This window comes from Micromonospora sp. WMMD735 (assembly GCF_049178995.1).
Lineage (GTDB): Bacteria > Actinomycetota > Actinomycetes > Mycobacteriales > Micromonosporaceae > Micromonospora > Micromonospora wenchangensis.
The window spans coordinates 3,414,374-3,437,678 of the sequence record NZ_JBMHMJ010000002.1; the positions used below are offsets into that span (position 1 = coordinate 3,414,374).

The window sequence follows — 23,305 nt, forward strand, 5'->3', positions numbered from 1 at the left end:
CTCACCGCACCCACCACCCGGCGACGACCGGCCTCACGGTCACACCCGTTCGGTGTCACCGGCCCGGGTGCGGCTGCGGTGCAGCAGCGCCGCCACCCCCAGCAGCACGATGAGCAGCCCGGCGAGCACCGCCGGGCCGGCCGTGTCCAGCGCCGTCACCAGCATCCGTTGGATCCGGGCCGCGCCGACCACCACCGGGTCACCGAAGGCGTCGTGGCGACCCTGGGCGAGGCGGACCTCGTACCAGCCGTACCAGGCGACGTAGCCGCCGGCGACGAGCAGCACCAGGCCGCTGAGCCGGGGCACCCACGCGCCGACGCCGCGCAGCCCACGCACCACCCGGCCGCGCAGCAGCGCCACGCCGAGCGCCGCCACCGCCACCACCAGGCCCATCCCGATCGCGTACGCGACGAACAGCGCCAGCCCGCGCAGGGTCGAGCCGGCCTGGAGGCTGGTCACCACGATCGCCAGGAACGGGGCGATGGAGCAGCTCAGCGACGCCAGCGCGTACGCCATGCCGAACAGCGCCATGGACGGCAGCGAACGGGTCAGCCGGGGGGCGCGGGCCGACGGGCGCGGGGTGGGCAGCCGGCGACCGGCGAGCAGCCACAACCCGAGCGCCAGCAGGCCCAGCCCGAGGGCCACGGTCAGCCAGGGCAGCCGGGGGCGCAGCCAGTCCGCCAACGGTGCGACGGCCAGCCCGAAGGCCCCGAACACCACGACGTACCCGCAGGTCAGGCCGGCCGCAGCGGTGAGTGCCCGGCCGACCGCGCCCCGACCGTCCGCCGGCCCGGCGACCAGCAGCGACAGGTACGCCGGCAGCATCGCGAAGCCGCACGGGTTGACCGCGCCGAGCATCCCGGCGGTCAGCGCGAGCAGCAGCGGGCCGGTCATCAGCCGGCCAGGGCGGCGACCCGGCGGGTGAGGTCCTCGCCGTCGAGGAAGCCCTGGTGGACGACCTTCCCCTCCCGGTCGATGATCAGGAAGGTGCTCTGTTCGACGATCTCGAAGCGCCGCCACAGCGCGCCGGCCCGGTCGTCGATCTGGGTGGTGCCGCCGAGTTCGAACTCGGTGACGAAGCTGCGCATCGCCTTCTGCTCGCCGAGGCCGGCGACCCCGACGATCGGCACGGTGTCCCGGTACTTCGGGGCGATCTCGGCGACCGTCCACGCCTGGCTGGCGCAGGTGGCGCACCAGGGTGCCCAGAACCACAGCACCACCGGGCGGCCGGCCAGCCCGGCGGCGGAGAACGCCGTACCGTCGAGGGTCCTGGCGGTGAAGCGCAGCGCGTCGGGCACCACGGCGGGTGCGCCGGTCGGGGCGGGCGCGGCGGACGACGGCGCTACGGACGACGGTGCGGCGACCGGGACGGCCACCTCGGCGGCCGGCTGCGTCGACGTCGGCCCGACGGCGCAGGCCGAGGCGGCCAGCAGGGTGCCGGCCAGGGTGGCGGCGAGGGCGAGTCGGGCGGCCGGTCGACCCTCCGGCCCGTTGCTGGGTGACGACGACGACCGCATCCGGTGCTCCTCTCGGTGGTGCTACTCGGCCTCGACCAGCCGCAGCGCGAGTTCGGGACAGACCTTGACCGCCTTCATCGCACCTTCCTTCAGCCAGGTCGGCACAGGGGTGGACGGGAAGGCGGGGTAACCGTTGCCGTCGAGCCGGATGAAGTCCGGTACGACGTGGGCGCACAGCCCGTGCCCGTCACAGCGGGACCAGTCCAGGGTGAGCTTGCGGGGGTTGGCGTCGGGCGCTCCGGGCAGCCCCATCACGCCCTTGACCCGCTTGCCGCACCCCTCACCGGTGGTGTGTTGCCGCAGGTCGTCGGCGAACACCTCCATCGCGGAGAGGGCGAAGCGGGAGGTGCCGTCGGGGTGGCTGCACGCGCCCCGGCCCTTCACGTCACCGGCGGCGGCCCGGACCACCTCCACCGGCGCGCTGCCGGAGACCGCCAGGTCGACGGCGCGGGCCAGGTCGGGCAGGCCGCGCTTGCACGGCCCGCACTGGCCGGCGGACTCCCCGGCCAGGTAGCGGACCACCTGGGCGGCCTCGCCCAGCGGGCAGGTGTCCCGGCCGAGCGGGATGATGATGCCGGCGCCGAGGGTGCCGCCGACGCTGGTGAGGCTCTTGCGGGTGATCTCGGCCCGCTGTGCCGCCTCCCAGGTGATCCAGCGGCCGTGGTAGCCGCCCATGAGGATGCCCGGCCCCTCCGGCACCTCGCACAGGTCGAGGATGTCCCGCAGCGGGGTGCCGGCGGCGCACTCCACCACGGCGGCGCGCTTGGCCTGGCCGGTGACGGTGAGCAGCACGGTGCCGGGCTCGTCGTCGGTGCCGAGCGCGGCGTACTCGTACGGGCCGAGCCGGGCGGCGATCGCCACCTGGGCGTACGTCTCGGCGTTGGACAGCAGGGTGGGCAGGTTGCGGACGCCCGAGTCGCTGGACCGTTTCTTGGTGCCCGGCGGGATGTGCGGCAGTCCGTTGATCCCGTTGACCAGCGCACCGCCCTCGCCGGAGATGAACCGGTGCGGCACGGTGACGATGGTGGTGGGCACCGGCATCCGGCGTTCGGCGAGGGCGTCGGTGAGCGAGTCCCGGCCGATCAGGTCGTCGGCGACGCAGAGCACGATCTCCTCGGCGTCCAGCGCGTACGCGGCCAGGGCGGCGCCGTCGAGGATGAGGTGCGGGGCCCGGGTGAGCAGCACCTTGTCCTTCCAGCTCGCCGGTTCCCCCTCGGTGGCGTTGACCACCACCACGGCGGGCAGGTCCTGCCGCTCGCAGGACTCCAGCACCGCCTTGAACTTGCGGTAGAACGGGAAACCCGCCCCGCCCTTGCCCTTGAGCTGGATGGCCTCGGCCAGCCGGAGCAGGTTGGCCGGTTCCATCGGGCCGATCGGCCCGTGTTCCATCTCGTGGGCCATCAGGTCGAGCCGGCCGAACTCGGCGAAGCCGGCGGTGAGCCGGGGCTCGCCGATGCAGGCGACCGGTGGGACCTTCGTGCGCATCACTTGGCCTCACCGCGCAGCCCGGCCCAGTACGCCCCGTCGACGGCGTCCGCGTTGGCCTTGCCCTTGCGCCGGCTGCGGCTGTCGCCGGTGGCCTTGCGGGCCCGCCGGGAGGCCAGGTCGACCAGGGTCGGGGTGTCGTCGACGGGGATGTCGTCGGCGACGTAGCGGGCCGGCGGACGCCAGTAGTCCGGCTCCTCCGGCACGTCGGCCTCGACGCTGTGCCGGCCGGAGCCGCTGCGCGGGGCGGCGGAGATGGGCTCGGCCGAGACGGGCCGGCTGGCGTCCTCCCAGCGGCGCGGGCTGTCCCACGGCTCCTCCGGCTCCTCGGTGCGCCGCCGGGGCGGGGCCGAGTAGCGGGCGGCCACGTCGTCGTCGCGCCGGACCCGGCGACCGGTGGAGACGGGGGCGATGTCCTCCTCGTACCGGGACCGGCGACCGCCCGACACCGGGGCCACGTCCTCCTCGTACCGGGCACGCCGACCACCCGACACCGGGGCCACGTCCTCCTCGTAGCGGGTACGCCGGCCACCGGAGACGGGGGCGACGTCCTCGTCGCGGTCGCGGCGGCGACTGCCGGAGACCGGCGCGACGTCCTCGTCGTAGCGGGACCGGCGACCACCGGAGACGGGGGCCACGTCCTCCTCGTACCGGGCACGCCGACCGCCCGACACCGGCGCGACGTCCTCCTCGTAGCGGGACCGGCGACCACCGGAGACGGGGGCCACGTCCTCCTCGTAGCGGGAGCGGCGACCACCGGACACCGGGGCGACGTCCTCGTCGCGGCGGCGGGGCCGCTCGTCGCGGTCGTCCCGCTCGACGGTCCGGCGGCGCGCGGCCGGTTCCAGGTCGCGCTCGCGGCGGGGTGCCGGCGCGGTCTCCTGGCTGGTACGACCCCGGCCGCCCCGGACGGGTTCACGCAGGGTGCCCGGTTCGGGGACGACCGGGACGGTGAACCGCTCGGGGTCCCGACGCCGGGCGCTGCCGGTCGGCGCGTTCCAGGACGGGGCGAGGGCGGCCTCGGCCCAACTGCTCCGGGTCTCCTTCTCCTCCTCCTTCTTGCGGCCGAGCCCGGTGAGCAGCGTCCGGCCCTTGCCCTCGTCGACGCCCTTGCCGGTCATGGCCTTGTTCAGCGCGGCGGCCTGCTGCTGTTCGCGGCTGCGCTTGCCGAGGTAGACCGACAGCCGCACCATCAGCGCCACCACCACCAGCAGGACGCAGGCCAGGTAGCTCAGCACCACCCAGGACTTGGCGGCGCGGCCGGCGTTGAGGCCGTGGAACAGGGCGAACGGCCAGGACAGGTACGCCAGGGAGTGCAGGCTGCGCCAGAACCACTTGGGCCCGACCCCGGCGAAGCGGACCCGGACGATGCCGGTCCACAGCACGCTCACCATGAGGAAGGCGGCCACCGTGCCGAGCCCGACGTAGAGCCCGCTGCCACCGATGAACGGCACCACGGCGTCGGTGGGTCCGGCCCGACCGATGGCGATCTTGGTGATGACGTGGAAGACCAGGCCGACGACGCCGAGGATGCCGGTGGCCCGGTGCGCGGACTGCAGGAGCACCCGGTGCCGGATCATGAGGACCAGCCGGTCGGTGGCGAGCAGGCCCATCATCACGGTGAGGCTGAGCGACACCAGGGCGACCACCCCGGCGAAGAACTCGGTGAAGAAGAAGCCGTACGCGTACATCGCCGCGCCGTTGCCGGTCATCTCGACCCCGGCCCACAGCAGCCCCAGCGCGGACGCCACCATCAGCGCCATCGTGCCCTTCGACACTGTCCGGACACCACGGCTGCTGGTGGAGGTCCGGACGGTCGCCGCCTTCTCGTTCTGCTGTGCCCGGGCCATCTGCTCCTCGATCGTCTAACGGCGGCGCCACCACCGGCCGACCCTGCTCCCACCTCCAGTACGGACCTCCGGCGCGTACGGATCAGTGCCGCCGCCGAAAATTCTCGGCGGATCGTCGAACCACCCCGGTCCGGGACGCGTGTAAGGCTCGGCGTACGACGTCCCGGCGCGTGGACGGCCGGGGATCGGGGGCCCGTCGGGACGATTCGCACCGGGTGGAGCTACCTGCCCCTTAGAGTGGTTTCGTGGCTTTTGACCGGATGATCGATCGGTGGGGCCGGGGGCCGCTCGTCGCCGTCGTCGGCGTACCGGCCCTGCTGGTGACGGCCCTGCTCGTCGGGGTGGCGCTGCGCTCCGACGCACCCGCCCCGACCCGCCGGGCGGCGGCCCCGCCACCGACCGTGGCCGTCCCGCACGAGGACGAGACCGTGCCGCCCGCCGCGCCGGCCCCGCCCGGCCTACCCGTGATCGACTACGACCCGGCCCCCGCCGGTTTCCCGGCCGACCCGCAGCCGCTCGACGTCACCCCGTTGACCGAGGGCGTCACCCCGACCCGGAACATCGCCGCGTACGACGCACCGGGCGGACGCCCCCGCGCCCTGCTCGCCCCCACCATCAGCGGGGTGGAGCTGACCATGCCGGTGGTGCAGCGGCGTACCGGCTGGACGGCGGTCCTGCTGCCCTCGGCGAGCCGTCGACTGGCCTGGCTGCCCGACGGGGGCTGGAGTCCGGTCGTCCTGCGCGACCAGATCGTGGTGCAGCGGCGCACCCACCAGCTCACCTGGTACCGGCACGGCCGGCCGGTGCACACCTGGCCGGTCAGCCTCGGCCAGCCCGGCCAGGAGACCCCCCTCGGCCGCACCTTCATCCTCGGCACCACGCCACCCCCCGAACCGGTCTACGGCGGGGTGGACGTCTTCGCCCTCGGCGCCGTCCCCGACGACCCGGAGGCGGTACCCACCGGGCTGCGGGGCGCGCACATCGGCCTGCACAGCTGGCAGGACGACGACACCCTCGGCGAGGACGTCACCAACGGCTGCATCCGGCTGACCCGCAGCGCCCAGCGGACCCTCCTCGACGAGGTACGCCCCGGCACCGAACTCGTCGTCGTCGACGCCCTGACCACGTCCTGAGCCCGGTCGCCCCGCACCGCCACCACCGCGACCGCCCGGCACCGCGACGCCGGTTCAGTCGCCGAGCAGCCAGCCGTTCTGTTCGGCGAGCCGGACGGCGGTGGCCCGGTTGCGGGCGCCGGTCTTGCCGATCGCCGCCGACAGGTGGTTGCGGACCGTCCCCTCGGACAGGTGCAGCGCCGCCGCCAGGTCGGCCACCGTGCCACCGCCCCGGGCCGCCCGCAGCACCGCCGTCTCCCGTTCGGTCAACGGGCTCGTCCCCGCCGCGAGGGTCTCCGCCGCCAGCGCCGGGTCGACCACCCGCAGCCCGGCGTGCACCCGGCGGACCGCGTCGGCGAGTTGCCGGGCCGGGGTGTCCTTGACCACGAAGCCGCCCGCCCCGGCCTCCATCGCCCGTCGCAGGTAGCCGGGCCGGCCGAAGGTGGTCACCACCAGCACCCGGCAGCCGGGCAGCGCGGCCCGCAGCGCGGCGGTCGCGGCGATCCCGTCCAGCCCCGGCATCTCCACGTCGAGCAGCGCCACGTCCGGGCCGGTACGGCGGGCCGCGTCCACCACCTCGTCGCCCCGACCCACCTCGGCCACCACGTCGAGATCCGGTTCCAGCGACAGCAGCGCGGCGAGCGCACCCCGGACCAGCGCCTGGTCGTCGGCGAGCAGCAGCCGGATCGGGTCGCTCACCGCTGCTCCACCGGCACGGTGACCCGCAGCAGGAACCCGGTGCCGTCCGGCCGCCGGCCGACCGTCACGGTGCCGTCGAGCCGTCGGACGCGTTCCCGCAGGCCGAGCAGCCCGTGCCCGCCGTCGCCGGCCGGCTGCGGGCCGGCCCCACCGTCGCCGGCCGGGCCGCACCCGTCGTCGGCGATCTCCACCCGGTCCGGGTGCACCCGGATCACGCACCGCCGCGCGCCGCTGTGCCGCACCACGTTGGTCACTCCCTCCCGGACCGCCCAGCCGAACAGTTCCTCCCGCGCCGCCGGCAGCGCCGGCAGGTCGTCGGGCAGGTCACCGTCGATGCCCGCCGCCGCCAGCGCCGTCCGGGCGCCGGCCAGCTCGCCGCTCAGGCTGATCTCCCGGTACGCCCCGACGGTACGCCGTACGTCGGCCAGCGCCTGCCGGGCCAGCCGCTCGACGTCGGCGATCTCGGTGCCGGCGCGGGCCGGGTCCAGCTCCAGCAGCCGCCCGGCCAGCTCCGCCTTGACCGCCACCACGGTCAGCGAGTGCCCGAGGATGTCGTGCAGGTCGCGGGCGGTGCGGGCGCGTTCCTCGGCGACCGCGAGCCGGCGGATCTCGGCCTGGGCGGCCCGCAGTTCGCCGTTGCGCTGCGCCAGCCGGCTCACCCCGAACATGGCGAACGAGGCGAGCAGCACCGCGAAGACGACGGTGCTCTCCGCCTCCCAGCCGGGCACCAGCGCGGCGGCGACAGGTGGGGTCAGCGCGCACAGCACGACCACCACCAGGGCGTCCATCGGGGGCAGCAGGAACACCGCCGCCGCCGCGACGAAGACCAGGGTGGTCAGCCAGTCCCCCGCGGTGCCGGGGATGCCGGCCAGGCCGAACGCGAGCAGCAGCCCCACGGACGCCCGTGCCCGACCGACCGGGATCGGCCGGTGCGCCTGACGCAGGCCGCGCGCCCACTGGAAGATCAGCACGTAGAGCACGCCGAAGACGACCAGGGTGCCCACCCCCACCGCCCGCCGCCAGGGTTGCGCCTGGTGTACGGCGGTGAACAGCGGGATGTTGAGGAAGAACAGCCACACCCCGGCGAGCAGCCAGCCGGTGACCCGCCAGCGGCGGGTCACCGGCGACGGCCTGTCGAACGGGAGGTCCATCGGGTCCACGCTAGTCCCCGCCGGCCGGTGTCCGGGCCCACCGGTGCCGGGCCACCGCTCAGACCCGCCGGGTGTCGCGGCGGAACAGCCGGGCCGCGCCGAGGGCGAAGCCCGCCGTCCAGCCGAGCAGGTTGACGAGCACCCCGACGCTCACCGGGTCACCGGTCAGCGGCGCGCGGGCCAGTTGACCCACCCCCCACACGGGGGTGAACTGGGCGATCCGCTGCATCACGTCGGGCAGCATCTCCACCGGCAGGAACAGGCCGCCGAACATGGCGAGCAGGGCGAGCACCGGCCCCATGAACTGCATGACGTTCTCGGCCGGGCCGAGGTAGCCGATGAGCAGGCCCAGCGCGGCGAAGACCAGCGAGCCGAGCCAGGCCGCCGACCCGGCCAGCAGCCAGACGGACACCGGCAGCCGGACCCCGGCGGCGGCCCCGACCGCGAACTCGATCACGACCGCGACCAGCCCGAGCACCATCGCCGTGGCGACCTTCGTGGCGACGTACGCGGCCGGGTGCAGCGGGGTGAGCCGGAGCTGACGGCTCCAGCCCAGGGCCCGTTCCGTGGCGACCGCCGCGCCCGCGCTGGTGGTGGCCACCATCGCCCCGTAGACGGCGAGGCTGACCATGATCCAGGCGAGCACCTGCCGGCCGTTGGGCAGTGTCTCGCCGCGCTGCGGCAGCCCGAACAGCAGGAAGAACACCGCCGGCATGACCATCGTGAACAGCAGGGTCCGCCGGTTGCGCAGCACCCGGCGCATCTCGATCAGCAGCACCGTCGGGGAGAACCCGCCGAGGGCCGGCGGCCGGCGGTCCGCGGTGGGGGTGGTCAGGGCGGAGGTGGTCATCTCAGGCTCCAACGGTCGCGGTGGGGACGGCTTCGGCGGGGTTGGTGTCGGGCGGGGTGGCGTCGGTGGCGGTCAGGGCCAGGAAGGCGTCCTCCAGGTTGCGGGAGGTGATCTCCAGGTCCCGGGCGGCGGTGCGGGTGAGCAGGTGCCGGGCGACGGCGTCCGAGTCGCCGGTACGGATCAGCACGGCGTCGCCGCGTACCTCGACGGCCTCCACGCCGGGCAGCGCGGCCAGGCCGGACTGGTCGGCGTCGGGCAGGGTGGCCCGGACGATCCGGCCGGCGGCCAGGTTCTTGATCTCGGCGGTGGTGCCGTCGGCGACCACCCGGCCCTGCCGGACCAGCACGATCCGGTCGGCGTACGCGTCGGCCTCGTCGAGGTAGTGGGTGGCGAAGATGATCGTCCGGCCGGACCGGGCGTCGGCCCGGATCGCCTGCCAGAAGTCGCGTCGTCCCTCGACGTCCATGCCGGTGGTCGGCTCGTCGAGGACCATCACGTCCGGATCGGAGAGCAGGGCCAACGCGAACCGCAGCCGCTGCTGCTGGCCCCCGGAACACTTCCCGACGAGCCGGTCGGCCAGGTCGGCGATCCCGGCCCGGGTCAGCACCTCGGTGACCGGCCGGGTCCGGCCGAAGAAGGACGCGGTCATCCGTACCGTCTCGGCGACGGTGAGATCCTTGAGCAGGCCGCCGCTCTGCATGACGGCGGCGACCCGGCCGTGGCGGACGGCCTCGGCGGGGGTGCCGCCGAGCAGCCGGACCTCCCCGGCGTCGGGACGGGCCAGGCCGAGCAGCATGTCGATCGTGGTGGTCTTGCCGGCGCCGTTGGGGCCGAGAAAGGCCACCACCTCGCCCGGGTGGATGGTCAGGTCGAGCCCGTCGACGGCGGTCACCGGCCCGAAGCTCTTCCGCAGGCCGCTCAACTCGACGGCCGGACACTCACTTCTCATGCCACCGAGCGTGCGCCCGCCGGCCGGCTCCTTCCCGGCCCGCCCGTCACCTTCCACCCGTGACAAATGTCAGCGGTGTCGCACCCGGTGTCCGTTCCGCGCCGGAGTCGTATGCCTGCTGGGCATTTTTATGCCTGACAGGAATGTCGGTCTCCCACCATCCGGCGTCCCGCACCCGGCACCGTTCGCCCCTCATCCCGGGCGGACAGGCGGGTCCCGGCGTGGGGCATCGGGCGGTGGAAGGTGGGTATGCCGCCGCAGTCGCGGCGAGGTCGGGGAGGACCGCATGGGGAACGCGTCGAACGAACAGGTCGACACGGTGGTGCTCGTGCACGGGCTGTGGATGACACCACGCAGTTGGGAGGGGTGGGTCGAGCGGTACGAGGCACGCGGGTTCCGGGTGCTCGCCCCCGCCTGGCCCGGCTTCGACCGGGAGGTGACCGCGCTGCGCGCCGACCCCGGCACGATCGCCGGCACCACCCTGCGGCAGATCATCGACCACTACGCGGCGGTGATCCGCGAGCTGCCCGGCGCACCGATCGTGATCGGCCACTCGTTCGGTGGCCTGGTCGCCCAGGTGCTGGCCGACCGGGGGCTCGGTGCGGCCGTCGTGGCGGTCGCGTCCGCACCGGTCAAGGGGGTGCTCCGGCTACCGATCAGCACGCTGCGGGCGTCGTACCCGGTGCTGCGCAGCCCGGTCAACCGGCACCGGGGGGTGCAGATCAGCCCGGACGAGTTCCGGTACGCCTTCGGCAACACCCTCCAGCCGGACGACTCCGACCGGGCCTGGCGGCGCTACGCCGTCCCCGCCGCCGGGCACGTGCTGTTCGAGGGGGCGTTCGCCAACCTCGATCCGCACTCCGCCGCGACCGTCGACACCGGCCGCGACGACCGGCCGCCGCTGCTGCTGATCGCCGGTGGCGAGGACCATGTCGCCCCGCCGTCGCTGGTCAAGGCGAACGCCGGGCTCTACCAGAAGTCGCGGGCGGTCACCGCGTACCACGAGTTCCCCGGCCGCTCCCACTTCACGGTGGGCGAGCCGGGCTGGGAGGCGGTCGCCGACTACGCCCTGGACTGGGCGACCCGGATGGCGCAGGCCCCGGCGACGGCGGGCGGCCCGTCCCGCCGCTGACCTCAGACGAACCCCGGCCACGGTCGTCCGGATCCCGGTCGCACACCCCCGGCTCTTCGGTCCCGTCGCCGTCACGACCCGCCGTCACCGCCGCTCAGTCGCTGCCACAGGAAGCGCAGCGTCAACGCCGACAGGAACGCCCGCTGCTCGTTGTTGCTCGCCGCACCGTGCCCGCCCTCGACGTTCTCGTAGTACGACACGTCCTGGCCGTACGCACCCAGCAGGGCGGCCATCTTCCGGGCGTGCCCCGGGTGCACCCGGTCGTCGCGGGTCGAGGTGACGAACAGGACCGGCGGGTACGTCACCCCGGGCCGCACGTTGTGGTACGGCGAGTACCCGCGCAGGAACGCCCAGTCGGCCGGGTCGTCCGGGTCGCCGTACTCGGCCGTCCAGGAGGCCCCGGCGAGCAGCAGGTGGTAGCGCCGCATGTCCAGCAGCGGCACGTTCGCCACCACCGCGCCGACGAGCGTCGGGTAGCGGGTCAGCACCGCCCCCATCAACAGCCCACCGTTGCTGCCGCCCTCGATTCCGAGCTGCGGCGCGGTGGTGATCCCCCGAGCCACCAGGTCGGTGGCGACGGCGGCGAAGTCCTCGTACGCCCGGGGGCGGTTCTCGCGCAGCGCCGCCCGGTGCCAGCGCGGGCCGTACTCCCCGCCGCCCCGGATGTTCGCCACCACGTAGGTGCCGCCCCGGGCCAACCAGCCCCGGCCGAGCACCCCGTCGTAGTGCGGCGTCAGCGAGACCTCGAACCCGCCGTACCCGGTGAGCAGGGTCGGCCCGGCGGCGGCCGACGGGTCGCCGACCACGGAGTACGGCACCCGGGTGCCGTCGGCGGAGGTGGCGAAGAACTGGCGCACGGTCAGGCCGGTGGCGTCGAAGAACGCCGGCTCCCGCTTGAGGGTCTCGACCGGTCCGCCGACGCGGCCCAGCCGCAGGGACGCCGGCCGCAGGTAGCCGGTGGAGGCGATCAGGTAGTCGTCGCCGAGGTCCGGGTCGGTGTCCACGATCCAGGGCTCGTCGCCCTCCGGCACCCCGGCCAGCGGCGTCCGCCGCCAGCCCGACGCGCCGTCGGGGGTCAGCACCTCCAACCGCCGGTGTACGTCGACCAGGGTGGCCAGGATCAGGTGGTGCCGGGTCCAGACGTGGTAGCCCAACGCGGTCCGCTCGTCGGGCTCGAACAGCACGGTGAGGTCGCGGCCCCCGGCGACGAAGTCGTCGAACCGGGTCGCCAGCAGCGCCCCGGCCGGGTGGGTGACCCCGGCGACCTCCCACGGGGTACGCAGCCGGACCAGCAGCCACTCCCGGTGCACGTCCCACTGGGCGTCCTCGGGCACCGGCACCGGGACCTGCCCGCCGTCGGGGGTCAGCAGGAAGCTGCGGGTCCGGTAGAAGTCCAGGCTGCGGCCGACGAAGTCCCGTTCGTACCCGGGTGTCGGGTCGTGCGAGGCGTACGCGGAGACGTCGTCGTCCTGCCCCTCGTAGACGATGCCGGCCTCGCTCAACGGGGTGCCCCGCCGCCACCGGCGGATCACCCTCGGGTAGCCGGAGACGGTCAGCGAGCCGGGGCCGAGGTCGGTGCCGACGTAGATCTGGTCGGCGTCGATCCAGGTGACGTCGCTCTTGGCCTCGGCGAGGGTGAACCCGTCGGGCACGAAGGCGCGGGTGTCGAGGTCGTACTCGCGGACCACCACCGCGTCCTTGCCGCCCCGGGACAGGCTGACCAGGCAGCGGCGGTGGCCGGGCCGCAGCACCGTCACCCCGTCCCAGACCCAGTTCTCGTCCTCGGCGGCGGCCAGCGCGTCCAGGTCGAGCAGCACGTCCCAGGCCGGCTCGGGCCGCCGGTACTCCGCGAGCGTGGTACGCCGCCACAGCCCCCGGGGGTGCGCCGCGTCCCGCCAGTAGTCGTAGTAGAACCCGTCGCCACGCCAGCCCGGGTACGGGATGCGGTCGTCGGCGTCGAGCACCTGCCGGATCTCGGCCTGCATCGCGACGAACGCGTCGTCGCCGGTCAGCGCCGCGACTGTCGCCGCGTTTCGCTCGTGGACCCAGGCGGCGGCCGGCTCCGCGTCCAGCTCCTCCAACCAGCGGTACGGGTCGTCGCCCTCATCGATCAGCGTCACCCCGTCCAGTATTCCCGACCGGTCAACCCGCCCTCGACCCTGGCCCTGACCGGGCCCGGACGCGGGGACCCGTCGCGCCGGCCTGGCATGGGCGCGGCAGCGCCGGGTATGAGCGGGGCATGAGGGCGAGCTTCCGGCTTGGCCGGATCGCGGGGGTACCCGTCGGGGTCAACTGGAGCGTCCTGGTCATCTTCGTGCTGATCGCGTGGGTGCTGTCGGCCAACCAGTTCCCCCGCTCGTACCCCGACCGGCCCGGCTGGGCGTACCTGCTGGCCGGGCTCGCGGCGGCGGTGGTCTTCTTCGTCGGCCTGCTGGCCCACGAGGTGTCGCACGCGGTGGTGGCGAAACGCAACGGCCTCCAGGTGGAGGGGATCACGCTGTGGCTGTTCGGCGGCGTCGCGGAACTGCGCGGCGAGCCCGCCGACCCGGGCGCGGAGCTGCGTATCTCCGGGGTCGGCCCGCTGGTCAGCCTGCTTCTCGGGGTGTTCTTCGGGGCGATCGCGGTGCTGCTGGCGCTGGCCGGGCAGGAGGGGCTGCTGCTCGGCTCGGTGTCCTGGCTGGCCGGGATCAACGTGCTGCTGGCGGTGTTCAACATCCTGCCGGCCGCCCCGCTCGACGGGGGCCGGTTGCTACGCGCCGCCGTGTGGAAGGCCACCGGCGACCGGGTCAGGGCGTCGGTGGTGGCCGCCCGCGCCGGCTGGGTGCTCGGCGTGCTGCTGATCGGCCTGGGCATCTGGCAGTTCCTGGCCGGCTACGGGGTGGGCGGGCTGTGGCTGGCGCTGATCGGCTGGTTCCTGATCGGCGCGGCCGGGATGGAGGAGCGCCAGGCCCGGCTGGGCAGCGCGCTGACCGGCGTGCGGGTCGGTGAGGTGATGACCCCGCAGCCGCAGACCGCGTCGGCGGAGATGACCGTCGCCGACTTCGTCGACCACTACCTGTTCGCCTACCGGCACACGGCGCTGCCGTTGACCGAGGACGGCCGACCGGTCGGCCTGGTCACCCTGGACCGGGTACGCGGCGTGCCGCCCGACCGGCGGGCCGCCACCACGCTGGCCGAGGTCGCCTGCCGGGCCGACGACCTGGTGTTGGCCCGGCCGGAGGAGCAGCTCAACGACCTGCTCCCCCGCCTCAGCGAGTGCTCCGACGGCCGCGCCCTGGTGGTGACCGGCGACCAACTCGTCGGCATCGTCTCCCCCAGCGACATCAGCCGCGCCGTCCAACGCAGCACCCTCCACCCCCACCCCACCGGGTGACCGCCGGGCCGCCGCGCCCGGCCGCCCGCCGGGCGGTCCGCAACTGGGCCGATGTTGCGGCATCCGCAGCATGCAGACCACGCAACATCGCCGACAATGGTGTCGATCAGGGAGTGCCGGCCCGCTCCACCGGGATCCACAGCTCGGCGTCGGCGTGAGTGCCACCGGCCGCGATGCGGACACTGGAGATCTCCGGGCCCGGCCGGCTCCGGTACGGGTTCGACGGGAACCACTGGGTGAACACGTCCCGCCACAGGTGCTGCACGGCCGCCGGGAACTCCCCGGAGGCCGCGAAGACCGCCCAGGTCCCCGCCGGCACGTCGAGCGCCTCCAGGTCGTCCGGCACGTCCGCACCGGTCACCGCGCCGTACCAGTAGTCCAGCTCGACACCCTCGGACCGGTCCTCACCGAGCAGGTCGCTGACGTTGACGATGCCCGCCGGCTCCTGGTCGGACAGGGCCTCGATGCGGGCCGTCGTCTCCGCCGGGATGCCCCTGACGAACGCCACGATCGCCGGGTTCATCCCCTCGTGCACCAGGGGCACCCGGGCCCGCCGACCCACCAGTCGGAACGCCGGCTTCTCCACCACCCGGTACCGCATGCTGCCACTCCCCTCGACGACGAGCCGGAAGGACAACCGCTGCTGGGAGTGCAACACGGCCCCCGTACGCCGCGCCTCACCCGGCCCGATGCCGTGCATCGCCCGGAACGCGCGGGTGAACGCCTCGGTCGAGCCGTACCCGTGGCGGACCGCTACGTCGAGCAACGTCCGCTCACCCGCAAGCACCTCGGCCGCCGCGACGGTGAGCCGCCGCCTGCGGACGTACTCCGACAGGGGCATCCCGGCCAACGCCGAGAACATCCGCCGGAAGTGGTACTCCGAGGTGAGGGTGATCCGCGCCAGATCGGCCACCTCGATCGGTGCGTCGAGGTGCCGTTCCACGTACGCCAGGGCCTCGTTCAGCCGCTCCAGCACCTGATCTCCTTCCGCGTGCCTGACCCACGCTAGGCAACCGGGAACTGCCGGACCCGACTTCCGGTGCCCGCTGCGGTCGGGTGGTCAGGCGCGGGGGAAGTAGTGGTCGAGCAGGTCGGTGCGGAACACCCCGGCCGGGTCCAGCTCGGTGAGCAGGGCGGCGAAGTCGGCGTACCGGGGGAAGGTGGCGGCGACGACGGCCGGGTCGAGGGTGAAGACCTTGCCCCAGTGCGGCCGGGGGTCGAACGGGGCGAGCCGGGACTCGATCTCGGCCAGCACCGGCTGCACCGCCGCCGCGTCGTCGACCCAGGTGAAGTGCACGGCAAGCGTGTCGCGCCCCTGGTTGGGGCTGAGCCACAGCTCGTCGGCGGCGACGGTGCGCAGCTCGCAGATCTGCAACACCGGCGCGATCCGCTCCCGCATCCCGGCCAGCGCGGCGAGCGCCCCGACCCCGGCTGAGCGGGGCAGGTGGTACTCGGACTGGAGTTCGTCGCCGCTGCTGGGCAGGAAGCCGAGCCGGAAGTGCGGCAACCGCTCGTGCCACGGGCCGGGCTCGCCGAACTGCGGGGTGCAGCTCACCGGGTCCATTCCGGGCACCGGGTGCGCCGGCCGGTCGGCCGGGGTGGTGCCGAGCCAGTCCGGCTCCGGCGGCGGGGCGTCGGCGAGCTGCTTGCGCCAGACCTGGTCGATGTCCGTCGAGCGCCAGGTGGTGAACCCGCTGACGCTGTACGCCGAGGCGAGCGCAGTGTCCAGCGCGCCGACGGGCAGGTCCTCGCGGACGTACTGGCGGACGGTGAAGGTGGGCAGCACGTCCAGGGTGACCCGGGTGACCACGCCCAGTGCGCCCAGCGACACGACCATGCCGGCGAACCGGTCACCGGCGGACCGGTCGACGGTGAGCACGTCCCCGTCGGCGGTGACCAGTTCGAGACCGGCCACGGCGGCGGCCAGGTTGCGGTTGCCGTCGCCGGAGCCGTGGGTGCCGGTGGCGACCGCCCCGGCCACCGAGATGTGCGGCAGCGAGGCGAGGTTGGCCAGGGCCAGCCCCTGCTCGTGCAGCCGGGTCGCCACGTCCCCGTAGCGCAGCCCGGCGGCGACGGTGACGGTGCCGCGTTCCCGGTCGACCTCGACGGTGGGCGGCAACCCGGCCAGCGAGACCAGGTCGCCGGTGGTGTCGCCGATCCGGTTGAACGAGTGGCCGCTGCCGACCGCCCGCACCCGGTCACTGCCGGCGACCAGCCGGCGCAGCTCGTCGAGGGTGGTCGGCCGGTGGAAGGCACGGGCGGCGTAGTGCACGTTGCCGGCCCAGTTGTGCCGGGGCACCCCGCTCACGCGTCGCCGCCCTCGGTCAGCGCCGCGTGCAGGTCGTCCAGCGCCGCGTCGACCTGTCCGACGTCGTAGCCGCGCGGGCTGACCGGCAGGCCCTGCGCCCTGGCGGCGGCCAGCTCGTCGCGGGTCGTCCGGCGTCGCGCCGGGTCGTCCGAGTCCAGTGCCGCGCGGGCGTGTCCCACCAGTGTGTCGACCACGTCGGAACTGTACCCGCGCAGTCCGACGCCGAACTCGGTGAGCGCGGTCCGGTGCACCATCCGGCACGGTTGTCGACGGCGTCCACGGGGAACCATGGCGCGATGAGCAGCTACCGCGACCCGATCCTGCACGGCGACGTCTACCCGTCCGAGGAGGAGATCGACCCGACCGGGGTCGGCCTGGAGCCGGCGAGCGCCCCGCCGTCGGCGTACCCGGACCGGACGGGACCGACGACGGCACCGGCACCCCGGGTGGCACCGGGCGGGGCGCACTCGATCGTCACCCACCACCTGGACGGCTCGACGCAGGTGGTGACCGACCTGGACGGGGACGGGATCGCCGACGTGGTCCAGTTCGACCTGGACGGCGACGGCGTACCGGACATCACCTACCTGGACAGCGACCGGGACGGCCGGTTGGACACGGTGCTGCGCGAGCCGGGCGCCCGCCGCCACTGACCGTCCCGGCCGGCCGCCATGGGTGGCCGGCCGGGTCACAGCTGGGGCATCACCTCGGCGGCGACCAGTTCCAGCTGGTCCAGGTCGGCCAGGTCGAGCACCTGCAGGTAGATCCGCTCGCTGCCCGCCTCGGCGTACCGGCCGATCGTGTCGACCACCTCGGCGGGGGTGCCGGCGACGCCGTTCTGCCGCAGCTCGGCCGGTTCCCGACCGATCACGGCGGCCCGGCGGGCCACCTCGGCGTCGTCCCGGCCGCAGCAGAGCACCAGCGCGTTGGACCAGCGCAGGCTGCCCGGGTCGCGGCCCGCCTCGGCGCAGGCCGCGCGGACCCGGCCGAACTGGGCCACCGTCTCCTCGACCGAGACGAAGGGCAGGTTGAACTCGTCGGCGTAGCGGGCGGCCAGGCGCGGGGTGCGCCTGGGTCCCTTGCCGCCGAGCAGGATCGGCGGGCGGGGCTGCTGCACCGGCTTGGGCAGTGCCGGGGAGTTGCTGACCGGGTAGTGCTTCCCGGCGTGGTCGAACCGCTCACCGGCCGGGGTCGCCCACAGCCCGGTGATGACGGCGAGTTGCTCCTCCAGCCGGTCGAAGCGCTCCCCCACCGGCGGGAACGGGATGCCGTAGGCGGTGTGCTCCTCGGCGAACCAGCCGGCGCCGATGCCCAGCTCGACCCGGCCGCCGCTCATCTGGTCGACCTGGGCGACGGTGATCGCCAGCGGACCGGGCAGCCGGAAGGTGGCCGCCGTGACCAGTGTGCCGAGCCGGATCCGGGTGGTGTCCCGGGCCAGCCCGGCCAGGGTGGTCCAGGCGTCGGTGGGGCCGGGTTCGCCGGTGGACGACCCCATCGCCACGTAGTGGTCGGAGCGGAAGAACGCACCGTAGCCGGCGTCCTCGGCGGCGCGGGCCACCGTGAGCAGTTGGTCGTAGGTGGCGCCCTGCTGGGGCTCGGTGAAGATCCGCAGTTCCATGCCCCGAGCATAGGGAGCCGGGCGGTCGGCCGCTCAGGCTCCGCCGGGCACGCCCGGGTCGGACAGGGTGATCGCGGTCGCCGCCCGGCGGATCGGCTCGGTCACCCGGCGGATCATCCGTTCCCGGCCGGGCAGCCGGGGCAGCAGCCGCAGCATCGTCAGCTGGACGCGGATCTGGGCGGTCGAACCGAGCACCATCCCACGCAGGTTGCGCTCGGCCAACTCCTGATTGGCCCGGACGAAGGGACGCAGTTGCCGTTCGTGGTCGGCGAATCCGGCGCCCGGGTCCCCGCCGGCCCGGGCCAACGCCGCCGCCAGCGTGTACGCCCCGACCAGGCCGAGGCTGGTGCCCTGGCCGGAGGCGGGTGACGGTCCGTACGCGGCGTCCCCGACCAGCGCGATCCGGCCGGTGGACCAGTGGTCCATCCGCACCTGGCTGATGGCGTCGAGATAGAGGTCGTCGGCGTCGGCGGCTGCGGCGAGCAGCCGGGGCACCTGCCAGCCGAGACCGGCGAACTCCCGGGCCAGCAGCGCGTGACGCCCGGCGGCGTCGCCGGGGGCGGGGACCTCGGCCGGGGACCGGAAGAGGAACAGGGCGCGGGCGTCGGGGGCGCCCGCGGTGCGGTAGACGCCGACGCTGCGGCCCGGGGCGACGTGCATCAGTTCGGTGCGGTCGAGGCCGAACCCGGCCGGCACGGTGCACACGGCGATGTGGTGGTCGAGCGGGCGTACCGGGTCCGGGTCGTTGCCGAAGGCCAGCCGGCGCACCTGCGAGTGCAGCCCGTCCGCCCCGATCACCAGGTCGAACGTCTGCCGGTGGCCGCTGGCGAAGACCACCCGCACCGCGTCGGCGGTCGGGGTGAGGGTGGTGATCGAGTCGCCGAGCAGGAGGGGGACGTCGGTGGTGGCTCCGGCCAGGATGTCGACCAGGTCGCCGCGCATGATCTCGACGTCGTCGCCCTCCCGCCCGCCGAAGAGGCTGGCGTCCATGGCGGCGAGGGTGTCGCCCCGGGAGTCGACGAACCGGGTCCGGAGCATGCCGGTGTCGCGCCGTCGGACCTGGCCGCCCAGCCCCATCCGGTCGACCACCTCCAGGGCCACACCGCGGATGTCGACCTTGTAGCCGCCTGCGCGCAGCGCGGGGGCCCGCTCGACGACGGTCGGCCGGAACCCGTGCCGGCGCAGCCACCAGGCGAGGGTGAGGCCGGCGACGCCACCACCGGAGATCAGGACGTTCGTCATGCAGGCAATAGTACGAACGTGTCAGACGGTTGTGCAAGACCCTTGTGCGAGGGACACGCTACGCTGTGCCCATGGGCAATCGGGACGACCTGCTCGCCGGCGCGAAACGCTGCCTGGTGGAGAAGGGCTACACCGCCACCACCGCGCGGGACGTGGCCGCCGCGGCCGGCACCAGCCTGGCCGCTATCGGCTACCACTTCCGCACCACCCGGGCCCTGCTGGACCAGGCGCTCTTCGAGGCGATGGAGGAGTGGGGCCAGGAACTGGAACGGGCATTCACGGTCGACGCCGGCCCGGACGCCACCCCACGGCAACGGTTCGAGGCGGCCTGGACCCGGGTGATCGAGTCCTTCGACCGGCTACGCCCCCTCTGGGCCGTCCAGTTCGAGCTGATCTCCCAGCTCGACCGTGCCCCCGAGCTGCGGGAGGCACTCCGCGCCGCCAACCACCGCGCCCGGCTCGGGCTGGCCGCGATCTTCCACCAGCTCGACCCCGAGGCCGACGAGGCCGAGGCGCTGGCCCTCGGCGCGTTCTACCAGACCCTGCTCGGCGGCCTGGCCGCCCAGTCGCTGGTCGACCCGCAGAGCACCCCGACCGCAGCCGACCTGACCCGCATCCTCGTCCGGATCACCGACGAATTCACCGCCTGACCGCCTGCCGAACGGCGGATGCCCGCCACTGCGGCACGAACCCGCAGGCGGGAGCCGGGCTCAGGTACGCGGGCGACGGTCGGCGACGCGGCGGCGGACGAGCCGGCTGCCGAGGCTGACCAGGGTGCTGCCGACGCCGGTGCCGAACAGCACCAGCACCGCCCCCACCACCCACAGCCCGGAGTCGTCGGTGGCCGCCGCGTGCCCCGACCAGGCGGCCGTGAACGCCACCGTCATCACCGGCGCCACCAGCACCGGGCCGAGCAGCCAGCCGGCGACGGCGGCGACCACGACCAGGGTGAGCACCGCGCCGACCACCTGCCAGACCGCGTACGGGCCGGAGGTCGCGCCGGTGCGGGGGTCGGTCGAGTAGCCGCTCTCCCACCCCAGCCAGGCCGCCCAGGTGCCGATCGTCGCGGCCGCGAGCAGCACACCGCCGAGGAGGGTTCGGGTACGCGTCATCTGCACGTCCCGATCATCGTCGGCGGGGCCGGCCACCGGATGAGCACCCGTACTCACGATCACCGGCACGCCACCCTTCGCAGCGACAACCGCCCTGGTCGGGGGCCGTGTGGCGCGGGTTGACCCGATCGGCGAGACTCGGTCGGACCACCCCCGGGGGCCGTCCCCCGGACCCGGCGAACGGTTGGAGCCCATGGCAGACCCCTCCCTGTTCTGGCTGGCCGGCGCGGTGCTGCTGGTGGCCGCGGGCGTGGCGACCACCCTGCTGCCCCACCGGCGGGCCCACGCGGAGCAGCGGCGGACCGCCTGGTCGGCCGCGCGCGCGGCGATCGACAGCGCGGCCGTCAGCCGGGACGCGACCCCGGGCCGGGTGCCCGAGGCGGAACGGCTGTTGACCCGCGCCGAGTCGCTCGCGGGCCGGCGCGGCGGGGTCGACGCGGCGCGGGCGGCGGCCGAGCACGCCCGGCAGGCCGACCGGCTGTGGCGGGAGCACCGGTGACCGCCCGCGGATACCGCCGGCTGGCCGAGCCGCTGCGCTGGACGCTGCTCGGGATCGCCGTGCTCGTCCTGGTGGTCTTCCTGCTCGCCCAGCGGCAGCAGGGCATCGACGTCAGCTACGGCCGGTCGCCGACGTCGACGGCCGGGGTCGACACGGACGGCGCCGGCACCTCCGACCGGGCCACCGTGCCGTCGGTGGACGAGATGACCGCGCTGGTGGCCGCCGCGCCGGTGGTCCGCCTGCCGGGCTCGGTGGCGTACTGGAACGAGCAGCGGGTGCGGGAGGTGGCCGGCGACACCCGGATCCTGGTCGCCCCGCCCGGCCTGGACAAAGATGAACGGGAGCGGGTCCGGGACGTGGAGAACGCCACGATCCGGGTGATCGGCACCGAGGTCAGCGGCGGCTTCTACCAGGCCAGCTCCGACCGGCTGCCCGCCTGGCGGGCGCAGTTCGCCACCGGGGACGTGACCGATCTGCTGATCGCCCTGATCACCACGCTGCGCAAGGAGTCCACCCCGGCCGACCGAGACGAGTTGCGCTGGCGCGAGCCGAGCGGGCCGGAGCTGACCACCGTCCTGACCGACCTGCGGGCGACCGGGCGGCACATCGCGCCCGGCGCGACCCTCACCGACGTGCCCGAGACCGCCGCCCGCAACGCCTTCCCCGACGGGGCCTGGTACGTCGCGCTGCCCGTGCAGCGCTACGGCGAACCCCTGCCCCGGTACGGTCCCGCCCTGAACGCCCGGTTCCCCGACCGGCCGATCGTGGTGATGTACGGGCTCTGGATCGAATACCACGGGCCCGGCGCGGCGGACTTCGCGGAGTTGGCCGGGGCGAGCTTCTACGGCCAGTTCGCCAACCTGCTCAGCCGCACCGACTACCCGCAGCGCAACGTGCTGGGCGTCTATCTCAACCGGGTCACCGACATCCGCTACGCGGGCCTGTTCGAGCGGCCCCTGCCGTACCGGCCGGCCGACCCGCTGCGGGTGGCGCTACCGGCGTTGCCGTGGCTCTTCGCGGGCTGCGTGGCGGCGTTCATGGTGCTGTCGGCCCGGTCGCTGCGCCGGCCCGACCGCGGGCCGGGCAGCCGGCGGGATACCGCGCCGACCCGGCTGGCCGGGTTGACCGCGTTGGCCGTCGAGGTGTCCCTGCTGACCGACGCCCGCAGCAACCCGGCGCTGACCCGGGGCATCGTCACACTCCAGGCCGCCCGGTCGGCGTGGGAGGAGAAACTGCCCGCCCGGCACGTCCGCACCCTGCTCGACGAGGCGGCGGCCGAGCTGGACGACACCGCGCGTCAGGTCGGCATCGCCAGTTACCGACCGGACAACTACCTGCGGGGCAGGCTGTCATGACACGTTCCCCATCCCCGCGGACCGCCACCGCCCGCCCGGGGCGGGCACGCGTCGCCGGCCTGCTCGGCACCCCGTTCGGCCTGGCCGTGCTGGCCTGCCTGGTGCTGGCCGGCTGGGCGGTGTGGAGCGGCGGGGCCCTGGACGGCCCGATCGCCAGGCACGTCCGTACCACGTCGTTCTACGCCGACCCCGGGCTCGACGTGGACCGGGCGGCGGCGGAACGGGTCATCGGCAACCGCCGGCTGGTGGTGATCCTGCGCTCCCCCGGGGCCGACCTGCGGGACACCTGCAAGCAGGTGCACCGGGCCGCCGACGGGACCGTCGTGCTGGTGCTCAGCCGCGACGGCGACGACTACGACACCTACGGCTGCGCCCTGGTGCCCGGATACGAGAAGAAGAACCTGGGCAAGGCCGCCGCCGCAGAAATGATCATCGGTCGGGGCATCGACACGTTCGTCGACCGTCCACTGGAGGCCGTGAAGGTCATCGCCGTCAACTACGACCGGCTGGTCAAGGCCGGCACCGTGCCCGACGGCGCGCGGACGATCAGCCCGTCGCTGCCCCGGTTCCTGCTCGCCGCCGCGGCGGTTACCGGGGTCGTCGCCGGAGCGTCGGTGCTCTACCTCGGCGGCCGGCGGGCCGGGCGGCTGGCGGCGGCCCGGCGGGTCCGTCGCGACGAACGCACCGACAGCCGCAGCGCGCTCAGCGCCGCCACCGCCGGCCTGGCCCAGCAGATCATCGACCTCGACCCGACGTACGCCCTGCTGAGCGGCCGCCCCGACGGCGAGGACAGCGGCTTCGTCCGACGCTACCGGCAGTTGACCGCCGACCACGCCGCCCTGCTCGACCGGCTGTCGACCCTGGACGACGCCGACGAGCAGGCGGTACGGGAGCTGACCACCCACGTCGAGTCGCTGAGCCGCCGGGCGCAGTCGCTGGCCGACGGGAAACCCGGCAGGTCCGGGTAGCCCGTCGTCCGGCTGTCCGAAGCACGACTGACCGGGTACGGCGCTGGCGCCCCCGGCGAACCGCTTCGTAGGGTGTTCGGGTTCG

The 23,305-nt window shown here is 74.5% G+C and carries 23 protein-coding genes; 8 read left to right on the forward strand and 15 right to left on the reverse strand.

Going from position 1 to position 23,305, the window contains the following annotated elements; genetic code table 11:
• Positions 1 to 39 precede the first annotated feature (39 nt).
• Genes ACN268_RS14370 through ACN268_RS14385 form a run of 4 tightly spaced genes read right to left on the reverse strand, consistent with a single transcriptional unit; the run spans position 40 to position 4,852 of the window.
• A complete protein-coding gene (locus ACN268_RS14370) occupies positions 40 to 894 on the reverse strand; it encodes a cytochrome c biogenesis CcdA family protein (protein ID WP_421483637.1) in 855 nt (284 codons plus the stop codon).
• Positions 894 to 1,517, reverse strand: a complete 624-nt coding sequence (locus tag ACN268_RS14375; RefSeq protein ID WP_421483638.1) for a TlpA family protein disulfide reductase — start codon at positions 1,515 to 1,517, stop codon at positions 894 to 896. Before ACN268_RS14375 ends, ACN268_RS14370 begins: the two co-directional genes overlap by 1 nt.
• Positions 1,518 to 1,538: 21 nt before the next feature.
• The gene (locus ACN268_RS14380; RefSeq protein WP_421483639.1) at positions 1,539 to 3,005 is read right to left on the reverse strand and encodes an NADH-ubiquinone oxidoreductase-F iron-sulfur binding region domain-containing protein; all 1,467 of its coding nucleotides are present in this window, start codon (positions 3,003 to 3,005) and stop codon (positions 1,539 to 1,541) included.
• A complete protein-coding gene (locus tag ACN268_RS14385; protein WP_421483640.1) occupies positions 3,002 to 4,852 on the reverse strand; it encodes a hypothetical protein in 1,851 nt (616 codons plus the stop codon). Before ACN268_RS14385 ends, ACN268_RS14380 begins: the two co-directional genes overlap by 4 nt.
• A gap of 245 nt (positions 4,853 to 5,097) precedes the next feature.
• On the opposite strand from ACN268_RS14385, the gene ACN268_RS14390 reads away from it, so the two are divergent.
• Complete coding sequence (locus tag ACN268_RS14390) at positions 5,098 to 5,985, forward strand: L,D-transpeptidase (RefSeq protein ID WP_421483641.1); 888 nt, start codon at positions 5,098 to 5,100, stop codon at positions 5,983 to 5,985.
• Positions 5,986 to 6,039: 54 nt separating this feature from the next.
• On the opposite strand, the gene ACN268_RS14395 is transcribed toward ACN268_RS14390, so the two are convergent.
• Genes ACN268_RS14395 through ACN268_RS14410 form a run of 4 tightly spaced genes read right to left on the reverse strand, consistent with a single transcriptional unit; the run spans position 6,040 to position 9,613 of the window.
• Positions 6,040 to 6,663 carry a response regulator transcription factor gene (locus ACN268_RS14395; protein ID WP_088647048.1) on the reverse strand — a complete coding sequence of 208 codons (624 nt, stop codon included), beginning with the start codon at positions 6,661 to 6,663 and terminating at the stop codon, positions 6,040 to 6,042.
• The gene (locus ACN268_RS14400) at positions 6,660 to 7,814 is read right to left on the reverse strand and encodes a sensor histidine kinase (RefSeq protein WP_421483642.1); all 1,155 of its coding nucleotides are present in this window, start codon (positions 7,812 to 7,814) and stop codon (positions 6,660 to 6,662) included. The genes ACN268_RS14395 and ACN268_RS14400 overlap by 4 nt, the downstream gene beginning before the upstream one ends.
• Positions 7,815 to 7,872: 58 nt before the next feature.
• A complete protein-coding gene (locus ACN268_RS14405; RefSeq protein WP_421483643.1) occupies positions 7,873 to 8,664 on the reverse strand; it encodes an ABC transporter permease in 792 nt (263 codons plus the stop codon).
• 1 nt (position 8,665) lies between these two features.
• The gene (locus tag ACN268_RS14410) at positions 8,666 to 9,613 is read right to left on the reverse strand and encodes an ABC transporter ATP-binding protein (protein WP_421483644.1); all 948 of its coding nucleotides are present in this window, start codon (positions 9,611 to 9,613) and stop codon (positions 8,666 to 8,668) included.
• A gap of 286 nt (positions 9,614 to 9,899) precedes the next feature.
• On the opposite strand from ACN268_RS14410, the gene ACN268_RS14415 reads away from it, so the two are divergent.
• Complete coding sequence (locus ACN268_RS14415; RefSeq protein WP_421483645.1) at positions 9,900 to 10,745, forward strand: alpha/beta hydrolase; 846 nt, start codon at positions 9,900 to 9,902, stop codon at positions 10,743 to 10,745.
• Positions 10,746 to 10,816: 71 nt separating this feature from the next.
• On the opposite strand, the gene ACN268_RS14420 is transcribed toward ACN268_RS14415, so the two are convergent.
• Complete coding sequence (locus ACN268_RS14420) at positions 10,817 to 12,865, reverse strand: prolyl oligopeptidase family serine peptidase (RefSeq protein WP_421483646.1); 2,049 nt, start codon at positions 12,863 to 12,865, stop codon at positions 10,817 to 10,819.
• A gap of 119 nt (positions 12,866 to 12,984) precedes the next feature.
• On the opposite strand from ACN268_RS14420, the gene ACN268_RS14425 reads away from it, so the two are divergent.
• A complete protein-coding gene (locus ACN268_RS14425; protein ID WP_421483647.1) occupies positions 12,985 to 14,118 on the forward strand; it encodes a site-2 protease family protein in 1,134 nt (377 codons plus the stop codon).
• Between the two features lie 106 nt (positions 14,119 to 14,224).
• Here ACN268_RS14425 and ACN268_RS14430 read toward each other — a convergent pair whose 3' ends face one another.
• The 3 genes from ACN268_RS14430 to ACN268_RS14440 all read right to left on the reverse strand — a co-directional run bounded on the left by ACN268_RS14430 (position 14,225) and on the right by ACN268_RS14440 (position 16,680).
• On the reverse strand, positions 14,225 to 15,094 hold the full coding sequence (locus tag ACN268_RS14430; RefSeq protein WP_421483648.1) for an AraC family transcriptional regulator: 870 nt from the start codon (positions 15,092 to 15,094) through the stop codon (positions 14,225 to 14,227).
• Between the two features lie 84 nt (positions 15,095 to 15,178).
• Entirely contained in the window at positions 15,179 to 16,417 is a 1,239-nt protein-coding gene (locus ACN268_RS14435) for an FAD-binding protein (RefSeq protein WP_421486892.1), read from the reverse strand.
• A gap of 5 nt (positions 16,418 to 16,422) precedes the next feature.
• Positions 16,423 to 16,680, reverse strand: a complete 258-nt coding sequence (locus ACN268_RS14440) for a DivIVA domain-containing protein (protein WP_421483649.1) — start codon at positions 16,678 to 16,680, stop codon at positions 16,423 to 16,425.
• Between the two features lie 42 nt (positions 16,681 to 16,722).
• Between ACN268_RS14440 and ACN268_RS14445 the strand changes: the two genes are divergently transcribed.
• Positions 16,723 to 17,079, forward strand: coding sequence for a thrombospondin type 3 repeat-containing protein (locus ACN268_RS14445; RefSeq protein ID WP_421483650.1), 357 nt, complete (start codon positions 16,723 to 16,725; stop codon positions 17,077 to 17,079).
• Positions 17,080 to 17,114: 35 nt separating this feature from the next.
• Here the strand turns inward: ACN268_RS14445 and ACN268_RS14450 are convergent, their stop codons facing one another.
• Positions 17,115 to 18,044, reverse strand: coding sequence for an LLM class F420-dependent oxidoreductase (locus ACN268_RS14450; protein ID WP_421483651.1), 930 nt, complete (start codon positions 18,042 to 18,044; stop codon positions 17,115 to 17,117).
• A gap of 33 nt (positions 18,045 to 18,077) precedes the next feature.
• Positions 18,078 to 19,286 (reverse strand): FAD-dependent monooxygenase, encoded by a 1,209-nt coding sequence (locus tag ACN268_RS14455; RefSeq protein ID WP_421483652.1) that lies wholly within the window; start codon positions 19,284 to 19,286, stop codon positions 18,078 to 18,080.
• A 71-nt stretch (positions 19,287 to 19,357) separates the two neighbouring features.
• Between ACN268_RS14455 and ACN268_RS14460 the strand changes: the two genes are divergently transcribed.
• A complete protein-coding gene (locus ACN268_RS14460) occupies positions 19,358 to 19,936 on the forward strand; it encodes a TetR family transcriptional regulator (RefSeq protein WP_421483653.1) in 579 nt (192 codons plus the stop codon).
• Positions 19,937 to 19,996: 60 nt separating this feature from the next.
• Here ACN268_RS14460 and ACN268_RS14465 read toward each other — a convergent pair whose 3' ends face one another.
• Positions 19,997 to 20,398 (reverse strand): hypothetical protein, encoded by a 402-nt coding sequence (locus tag ACN268_RS14465; RefSeq protein WP_421483654.1) that lies wholly within the window; start codon positions 20,396 to 20,398, stop codon positions 19,997 to 19,999.
• A 193-nt stretch (positions 20,399 to 20,591) separates the two neighbouring features.
• On the opposite strand from ACN268_RS14465, the gene ACN268_RS14470 reads away from it, so the two are divergent.
• Genes ACN268_RS14470 through ACN268_RS14480 form a run of 3 tightly spaced genes read left to right on the forward strand, consistent with a single transcriptional unit; the run spans position 20,592 to position 23,220 of the window.
• Positions 20,592 to 20,897, forward strand: coding sequence for a DUF6403 family protein (locus ACN268_RS14470; RefSeq protein ID WP_302745571.1), 306 nt, complete (start codon positions 20,592 to 20,594; stop codon positions 20,895 to 20,897).
• Positions 20,894 to 22,252 carry a hypothetical protein gene (locus ACN268_RS14475; RefSeq protein WP_421483655.1) on the forward strand — a complete coding sequence of 453 codons (1,359 nt, stop codon included), beginning with the start codon at positions 20,894 to 20,896 and terminating at the stop codon, positions 22,250 to 22,252. The genes ACN268_RS14470 and ACN268_RS14475 overlap by 4 nt, the downstream gene beginning before the upstream one ends.
• Positions 22,249 to 23,220 carry a hypothetical protein gene (locus tag ACN268_RS14480; RefSeq protein WP_421483656.1) on the forward strand — a complete coding sequence of 324 codons (972 nt, stop codon included), beginning with the start codon at positions 22,249 to 22,251 and terminating at the stop codon, positions 23,218 to 23,220. The genes ACN268_RS14475 and ACN268_RS14480 overlap by 4 nt, the downstream gene beginning before the upstream one ends.
• Positions 23,221 to 23,305 lie beyond the last annotated feature (85 nt).

What these genes read in the sequence shown, in the direction of transcription:
- ACN268_RS14465 (WP_421483654.1), bottom strand. Translation starts at nt 20,398, where the DNA reads ATGACGCGTACCCGAACCCTCCTCGGCGGTGTGCTGCTCGCGGCCGCG.
- ACN268_RS14470 (WP_302745571.1), top strand. Translation starts at nt 20,592, where the DNA reads ATGGCAGACCCCTCCCTGTTCTGGCTGGCCGGCGCGGTGCTGCTGGTG.
- ACN268_RS14445 (WP_421483650.1), top strand. Translation starts at nt 16,723, where the DNA reads ATGAGCAGCTACCGCGACCCGATCCTGCACGGCGACGTCTACCCGTCC.
- ACN268_RS14385 (WP_421483640.1), bottom strand. Translation starts at nt 4,852, where the DNA reads ATGGCCCGGGCACAGCAGAACGAGAAGGCGGCGACCGTCCGGACCTCC.
- ACN268_RS14450 (WP_421483651.1), bottom strand. Translation starts at nt 18,044, where the DNA reads ATGGAACTGCGGATCTTCACCGAGCCCCAGCAGGGCGCCACCTACGAC.
- ACN268_RS14415 (WP_421483645.1), top strand. Translation starts at nt 9,900, where the DNA reads ATGGGGAACGCGTCGAACGAACAGGTCGACACGGTGGTGCTCGTGCAC.
- ACN268_RS14440 (WP_421483649.1), bottom strand. Translation starts at nt 16,680, where the DNA reads ATGGTGCACCGGACCGCGCTCACCGAGTTCGGCGTCGGACTGCGCGGG.
- ACN268_RS14455 (WP_421483652.1), bottom strand. Translation starts at nt 19,286, where the DNA reads ATGACGAACGTCCTGATCTCCGGTGGTGGCGTCGCCGGCCTCACCCTC.
- ACN268_RS14405 (WP_421483643.1), bottom strand. Translation starts at nt 8,664, where the DNA reads ATGACCACCTCCGCCCTGACCACCCCCACCGCGGACCGCCGGCCGCCG.
- ACN268_RS14410 (WP_421483644.1), bottom strand. Translation starts at nt 9,613, where the DNA reads ATGAGAAGTGAGTGTCCGGCCGTCGAGTTGAGCGGCCTGCGGAAGAGC.
- ACN268_RS14425 (WP_421483647.1), top strand. Translation starts at nt 12,985, where the DNA reads ATGAGGGCGAGCTTCCGGCTTGGCCGGATCGCGGGGGTACCCGTCGGG.
- ACN268_RS14375 (WP_421483638.1), bottom strand. Translation starts at nt 1,517, where the DNA reads ATGCGGTCGTCGTCGTCACCCAGCAACGGGCCGGAGGGTCGACCGGCC.
- ACN268_RS14460 (WP_421483653.1), top strand. Translation starts at nt 19,358, where the DNA reads ATGGGCAATCGGGACGACCTGCTCGCCGGCGCGAAACGCTGCCTGGTG.
- ACN268_RS14400 (WP_421483642.1), bottom strand. Translation starts at nt 7,814, where the DNA reads ATGGACCTCCCGTTCGACAGGCCGTCGCCGGTGACCCGCCGCTGGCGG.
- ACN268_RS14370 (WP_421483637.1), bottom strand. Translation starts at nt 894, where the DNA reads ATGACCGGCCCGCTGCTGCTCGCGCTGACCGCCGGGATGCTCGGCGCG.
- ACN268_RS14480 (WP_421483656.1), top strand. Translation starts at nt 22,249, where the DNA reads ATGACACGTTCCCCATCCCCGCGGACCGCCACCGCCCGCCCGGGGCGG.